General features: G+C 67.0%; 3 protein-coding genes. All 3 read left to right on the top strand.

Features of this window, described 5'->3' with window-relative positions:
* The coding region (locus KA184_22975) for a hypothetical protein (GenBank protein ID MBP8132453.1) at positions 1 to 1,252 on the top strand (1,252 nt) is incomplete at its 5' end.
* Between the two features lie 97 nt (positions 1,253 to 1,349).
* Positions 1,350 to 2,366 carry a hypothetical protein gene (locus tag KA184_22970; protein ID MBP8132452.1) on the top strand — a complete coding sequence of 339 codons (1,017 nt, stop codon included), beginning with the start codon at positions 1,350 to 1,352 and terminating at the stop codon, positions 2,364 to 2,366.
* A 246-nt stretch (positions 2,367 to 2,612) separates the two neighbouring features.
* A partial coding sequence (locus tag KA184_22965) for a PQQ-binding-like beta-propeller repeat protein (GenBank protein ID MBP8132451.1) occupies positions 2,613 to 5,456 on the top strand: 2,844 nt, incomplete at its 3' end.

Raw genomic sequence — 5,456 nt, 5'->3', positions numbered from 1 at the left:
TGTCTTGTCCGCCCATCTTGCCGCGGAGCGCGCCCCCCCCTATAATGACGCAGGAAGTCGGGAACGGGTACGAGGCCGCATGCGGAACGTGCTGGGGTATCCTATGCCGCAAGACGCAGACCTGCCAGACCGGTTGGAGACGAGTGCCTGCACCTGGAATGCCGTCGTAGAGGCGGTCTACGCCGAAATCGAGCGGTCGCTCAGAGATGCCGGGGACGTTATCTCCCGCCTCATGCAGCCGGTGCGTCACCGGCCAAAACTGGCAGCAAACCGTTTGCGCGAGAACGCGCCCGGCGCGGCGGAAGACGCCTGCGGACAGTTGTCCTCGATACAGGAAATCCTTGGAGACTACCAGATTGAGGCGGAGGCGTTGCGCGCGCAGGCGCTGCGCGCGCTTGACTCGGCGCAACGACTGGCCAACTCGCTGAAACCGTTCCGCAATTGCCTGACCGGGGCGCCTGCCGCGCCGGCGGAGAGCGAGACGGCGGCGTTGCGTGCGGAGAACGCGCGGCTGCGATCGGAATTGGAGCAGGTCCGGACCAAGACGGCGGCGCAGCCGCCGGTTGCGGCCCCGTCACAACGAGAACGGGAACTCGAGGCCGCCGTGGAATCGTCGCGCATGGCGCTGGAGGAATGCCGCCGGGAACTCGCGCACCTGCGCGCGGCGCCGGCGCTGCCCGTCCACGTTCAGGAAGAATTGGCGACGCTGCGCGTCGAGGTGGCGACGCTGCGAGAAACCAACGAACGGCTCCGGCGCCCCGTCCCGGGCACGAGCGTAGAACGTTTCGAGGTCATCGCAAGCCAGGCGTTCGATACGGAAGGCCAGCGCAAGATGCTCGGGCAAATTCTGGTGGACGCGGGCATCATCAAGGAAGAACATCTCGAAATCGCGCTGTACGAGCAACAGAGTTCCTGGCGGCGGCATCTGGGCGCGATACTTGTGGATTTGGGCTTCGCCACGGAAGAAAACATCGCCCACGCCCTGGCCGCGCAACTCGCTCTGCCGTTTGTAGACCTGCGGAAAGAACAGATGAGCGAAAACGCCTTGGCCCTGGTCGGGCGTAATCTGGCCATTCACCACACCTGCTTCCCGCTTCGGCTCAGCAAGGAAGGGTTGCGCCTGGCCATCGCGAACCCGCTGGACCTGGTCGCCCTCGACGACCTGCGCCTCGCCGCGGGTTGCGCCATTCTGCCGGTCGTCGCCACCGCGGGGCAGATCAAGCAGGCCATTCGCGAAAACTATCTGGTTTGATCCCGCGGCCCGGCGACCCGTTTTGAACCCCGCCCGCACCCCACCTATAATCGTGTCAGCCACACGGCGCCAGCCTGTCGCGGAGGGGCTGTCATCGATGGGTACCACGGATCAGGATGTTTTCGCAAGGCTTTGCGAAGCCGTTGACGCATGGGCCGCCGAACTCGAAGCCGCCCACGGAGAACTTGAGACCCGTTTCGCGGCTCTGCGGCGGCACGCGGCCGCGCGCGAAGCTGCGGCCGCGACGGAAACGTCAAACGCCCTGCGCGAAGAACTGGCCGCGCGCGACGCACGCATCGCCGCACTCGAACGCGAAGTGGCGGAAGCGTGCGCCAACGCCGCCGCCCGCGAGACGGAACTGCGGCAACAAGCCGCCGCGCTGCGCCAGGAATTGGAGGAACTGCGCGCCCGGCTTGACGCCCGGGACTCGGCGCGCGCCGCCGAATTGGAGGAATTGCTCGCCGAAGAACGCGACCACGCAGGCGTGCTCGAAGCGCGCCTGAACCGCGCCCTCGCCGAGGCGGCGGAACTGGAAAACGTCCGCAGCGGCCACGCCGCCGCTCTCGAAGAACTCGAACGCCTTCGCGCGCAACAGCAACCCGACGCGCCTGCCGCGCCCGCGCCCGCCGCGGCGACCGCGCCGGACGGGGCGCAGCATATCCCGGCCTTCGACGCCAAGGGCCACAAGCGGCGCATGGGCGAAATCCTGGTCGACCTCGGCGTCATGACGCACGAGCAACTCATGCAAATCCTGGACGAACAGATCGCCGATCCGCAGCGCCGTTTTGGCGCGCTCGCCGTCGAACATGGCCACACCGGCGAAGAGCTGATCGCGCGTATCCTCGCCGCACAGAACCGCCTGACCTTCATCCGGCTCTGCGAAACAGAGATAGACACCAATGCGCTGAGCAGGGTCGCGCCGCAACTCGCTCGAACCCGCCATTGCGTGCCCATCGCGCTCGAAGGCGACCGGCTGCGCGTCGCCATGGCAAATCCGCTCGATCTGATCGCCGTCGAGGATATCGAAATCAAGACCAGACTCCGGGTCGAACCGGTCGTCGCCACGCTCAGCGAGATCAACGCCGCATTGGAGACCTTCTACGGCGGGCATTGACCGCCCGTTCCGCAAGGCCCGGCCGCACCAGGTGGTAACAGACTCCATCCCGCTTCTTCTCGGAAGCCTTTGAAGCGCTTTCCCGTATTTGCCCTTTTCAAGGCCGGAATTGCCAGCAAGCATGCCAAAGAACGCCTGCCACTAAGGGGCGCCACGCGGGAGCTTGGCGAAAAGGCGGTGTGCGGTGTACCTTAGTCGGGGCGGCGCCGGAAGGATTCGCCGTACCTGCACGTAAAGGACGCGTTTATGCAAGACACATTGCCCAGATTGCTGATCGCGCTGTTGCTCGCCGCCGCGCTCCCGGCGCTCGCCGTGGACACGCAGGCCCTTGCCTGGGCGCAGGCTCACGACCTGGTCCGCGACGCAGGGGTCGCGGGCGGCATTTGCTGCGTGGCGCAGTGCGCCGACCCGGAGTTCCCGGTCGCGCTGGCGCGGCAGAGCAAGTGGATCGTGCATGTGCTCGAAGCGGACGAAGCGCGCGCGGAGGCGCTCCGCGACCGGGCGCGGGCACTGGGTTTGCGTCCCCCGGGATTCGTGGTCGAACACTGGACGGAGGACCGGCTGCCCTATGTCGAGAACCTGGTGGACCTCGTCATCGCGCCGGACACGCCGCCGGACTATTGGACCAACGCCCGGCAGGCCGAGGTGCTGCGCGCGCTGCGACCGGGCGGCAAGCTATATAAGCGCGCGACGAATGCGACCGCGCCGTGGGACGTGGCCATGAAGCCGCCGACCGCGGGCGTAGACGACTGGTCGCATTGGGAGCACGGTCCGGACAACAATCCGGTCTCAACGGACACGGTGATCCGCGCGCCATACATGACGCAGTGGCTCGGGCTCCCGTATTACATCGCGATGCCGGCGGTCACGACGGCCGCGGGCGGGCGCATCTTCCTGGCAATGGGCCACATCGCGCATCACGAACGCGAGGAACCGTGGCTGAACACGCTGCTCGCGCGCAACGGCTACAACGGCGAGGAACTGTGGCGGCGCCGGCTGCCGGACGGCTATCTTGTCCACCGATCGGCTTTCGTCGCGACGGATGACACGTTCTATATGATCGACCTCGACGGGAGCGGCTGTCTCCTGCTCGACCCGGAGACCGGCGCGGAGAAGGGCCGCATCCGGCTGCCCGAACTCGCCGGGGAATGGAAATGGATCGCACTGCAAGACGGCGTGCTCTACATTCTCGAGGGCAAAACGCACGACCCGGGACAGACGACGGTGGTGCGCAGCGAGCAGCCCGCTTGGAGTTGGGGCGAATTGAGCACGGGCTATTACGACGAACGTATCCCTTGGGGATTCGGCAACGCGATCGCCGCGTACGACCTGGCGGCGCAACGCCTGAACTGGGTCCGCTGGGAGGATGCGCCGATTGACGCGCGCGGCATGGCCATCGGCGACGGCAAGGTGTTCTTCTACGAGCCGGACGCGCGCCTCGGCGCGCTCGCTGCGCAGAGCGGCGACGTGCTCTGGACCAATGAAGACCCGGGGGTCCGCGCCCTAATCGAGGAGGAAGCGCGCGGCCTGTTCTCGACGCCGGGTTTCCGAACGGCGTGCATCTGCGTGTACACGCCCAAGGGCCTGTTCTATCAGGGGCAGGCGCAGGCCAATCTCGTGGCCATATCGAAGGACGACGGGCGTATGCTCTGGAGCCGCCCGAAGACGTCGAACAACCCGAACGTCATTTATCTGGACGGCTTTGTGCTGGCGGGGCTCGGCGAAGAAGGCACGACACTGGCCTTCGACCCGATTACCGGCGAGGTTCTGGACAGCCTGGGCTTCAAGAAGCGGTCGTGCGTCCGGCTCACGGCCACGCCGGACTCGCTGTTCGTGCGCGGCTATCCGGAAGGGCTGACGCGCTACGACCGCGCGACGAAACAGATCCAGTTCGACGGTTCGGTGCGCCCCGGCTGTAACGACGGGGCCATCGGCGCCAACGGCCTGCTCTACCTCGGCCCCTGGCTGTGCGACTGCAACCTCTCGCTCATGGGCGCGGTCGCCCTCTCGTCGGCAGGCAATTTCGACCCCGCCGCCGTGCAGGGCGAGCGGGTCTACTACTCGGAAGATGCCGAGATCGCAGCGCAAGTGCCCGCCGATGACTTGGACTGGGACGCCTATCGCGCGGGCGCGGCGCACAACGGCGCAACCGCTGCCTCGGTCTCCCCCGCGCTGCTGCCCCTGTGGGTTTGGAAAGAAGGGGTCGACCATGGGGAGTCCCTGGATGACCGCGAGACTTTCAAGCCCACCGCGCCGACGGCGGCGGCCGGGTATGTCTTCGTGGGCGGAGGGGACGGCGGCGTACGCGCGTTGGACGCGGCGACCGGCGAACTGCGCTGGCGTTTCGAGACGGCGGGAGCGATCATGCAGCCGCCCGCGTATTGGAAAGGCCGCGTATTTGCCGGCTCGGGCGACGGCTGCGTCTATGCGCTCGAAGCCGCCACGGGCCGCCTGCTTTGGAAGTTCCGGGCCGCGCCGGTCGAGCGCCGCACGATGGTTTACGGCGCGCTCGGGTCCGTCTGGCCGGTGAACACGGGCGTGGTGGTACAAGACGGCGTTGCCTTTTTCGCGGCCGGCATCATCGACTTCGACGGCACGTATGTGTACGCGGTCGACGCCGCCACGGGCGCGCTCAAGTGGGCCAACACCGCCACGGGCCACCTCGACAAGGACTTGCGCAAGGGCGTCTCGGCCCAGGGCAACATCACCATCATGGACGGCAAGCTCTGGCTCGCCGCCGGCAACGTGATGCCGCCAGCGCCCTATGACCTCGAAACCGGTGTTTATCTCGGCGAGGACAATGTGGGCGACGGCTCGCCGCGCGTCAACCGGGGCGAGGAAATCGGGGTGCTGGGCGACCGGTTCCTCGTTTGCGGCGGCCGATTGCGTTATTCGGCGGCGGAGAACGTTGTAAACCCGGGCCGCTTCTCCATCAGTGACAGCGAGGAACAGAAGCTGGAATTCGCCCTGGGCAGGGTCATGCCCGCGTGGGACGGCGCGCAGATGGTCTGCGTTCCAACCCGTCAGTCGGCCCCGGCCGCCTATGACGGGGCCGCGCTGCTCGCGGAACTGGGCAAGAAACGCAGCCGC

The sequence above is a fragment of the Candidatus Hydrogenedentota bacterium genome (assembly GCA_018005585.1).
Classification (GTDB): Bacteria; Hydrogenedentota; Hydrogenedentia; order Hydrogenedentales; family JAGMZX01; genus JAGMZX01.
The sequence above is the reverse complement of the archived record's forward strand: the minus strand, read 5'-3'. Positions and strand labels throughout refer to the sequence as shown.

Excerpts from the sequence above, each read along its gene's own strand:
- KA184_22970 (MBP8132452.1), top strand. The coding sequence starts at position 1,350 with ATGGGTACCACGGATCAGGATGTTTTCGCAAGGCTTTGCGAAGCCGTT.